The organism is Thermosyntropha lipolytica DSM 11003, from assembly GCF_900129805.1.
Lineage (GTDB): Bacteria > Bacillota > Syntrophomonadia > Syntrophomonadales > Syntrophomonadaceae > Thermosyntropha > Thermosyntropha lipolytica.
This window is the reverse complement of record NZ_FQWY01000088.1, coordinates 1-1,598: the sequence shown is the minus strand read 5'-3', so window position 1 is coordinate 1,598 and position 1,598 is coordinate 1. Positions and strand designations below refer to the sequence as shown.

The 1,598-nt window shown below is 39.7% G+C and carries 1 protein-coding gene; it reads right to left on the bottom strand.

Features of this window, described 5'->3' with window-relative positions; translation table 11 throughout:
- Window positions 1-104: 104 nt before the first annotated feature.
- Complete coding sequence (locus BUB92_RS11130) at window positions 105-920, bottom strand: response regulator (protein WP_073093629.1); 816 nt, start codon at window positions 918-920, stop codon at window positions 105-107.
- Window positions 921-1,598 lie beyond the last annotated feature (678 nt).

Here is a 1,598-nt window from a genome sequence, read left to right as displayed (position 1 = left end):
TTGCTCTATTTCCTTTATATATTATAAATAAAATAAAAACGGCTGCCAACAACGACTTTGTCGACAGCCTGACTGAGGGATTCCCCTGAGGTTTTTCTGTTTTTTTAGATGTTTTTAAGCAGAACCAGCAAGCCTTCACTGATAGGCTTTAGCATATAGCCGTCTACGCCTACTGCAGTAGCTTTTTGTACCGTTTCGCGGTCGGCAATGCTGGTGAAGATTACTACCTTGGTTTTAAGCTGTCGACTGCGGATTTCTTTTAAAACTTCTATACCGTCCATGCCCGGCATTACTATATCCAGAAGTATTATTTCCGGAGCGGGATGAGAAGAAAGGTAATCTAGGCATTCTTCTCCACTGCTTAGGGCAGCTACTACATCAAAACCTGCTTTGGTTAGTACATCCTGAGCAGTGCGGCGCAGGAGAGAGCTGTCATCTACTATGAGTATGGTGCGGGCTTTAGTTTCCTGCAGGGATAGAGAAAGCCTGAGGTTAATATCCTTATCTTTTATCTGGAAAAGGAAAGAAACCAGAGGATAGGCCATTTGCATATAGATAGATGACCCGCTTATTAGCGTGGGCGGGGTTAAGTCTATTTTTTTCTGGATTTCGTACATGCGCGTAGCGGCTCCTCCGGCAGCAACATTGAGAAATTCTTTGAGGGCACTTAAAGAGATTTCATCAAGCTGGGATAAGCTCATACCTCCCATCATAGCACTGGCGGTTTTAAGGGCGGTAGCTTCGGTAAAACTTAATACTGCATGTCCGTATACATCACCGGTAATCCCCAGCATGATATGTAAAGAAGCATCAGAGGGCATGTGTGATAACTGTTCGGTTTTTACCAGCTGGCATTCAGCATTGAGAAGCATGGAGGCAGTGTAAATCAGTGATTGCGCAAAAAAATCAAAAAACTGCATGTTATCTTCCTTTCAGTAATGGAATTTTTTCCATAATAAATAAACTGTTTGGAATGTGTCAAGTAATAAATAAAATAGACATAAAGGATGCCTGAGTAGCTTTAGGATATTGATAATTTGAATAATATTTAGCTTTTATACCTGTTATCGGCTCCCTTATATACTTTGCCTCGGGATAAACTTTTCTTATATGCACATATGGACTATAATCATCATAATTAGGTCTATATAAATATGAATTATAATATAATAAATCTTATCACCTGAAGTTACTACCCAATAAGACTTATCACTAACTTACTTTTTTATTATCCTTAATTCGGTAGTTTCTCCTGACTTTATCAGTTAACCCCTTAAAAAAACCTGCTCATATCTTAAAAAGCCAAAAATGACAGAAAATCAGTAGCTAGGGAAAAATTTTAATGGTAAAATATAACTGTAAACAATTGGCCCCTGATCTGCTCCGATACCTAAAAATAGGGCGTTATAAGACTTTAAGAAGGGATAGAGCTTCATGTTCTATCCTGAAGGCGGGTCTCCCCCGCAAAACGGGATTTAAGCCCTTGCCAGATGGGGCTTACAGAAGACAGGTTACAAAACCTGATCCCCGTCAGGGGACGGCAGTTATTGAAAAGTTTTTTACCTAATAGATACCTGATATACAGGAAGGAGCCCTTT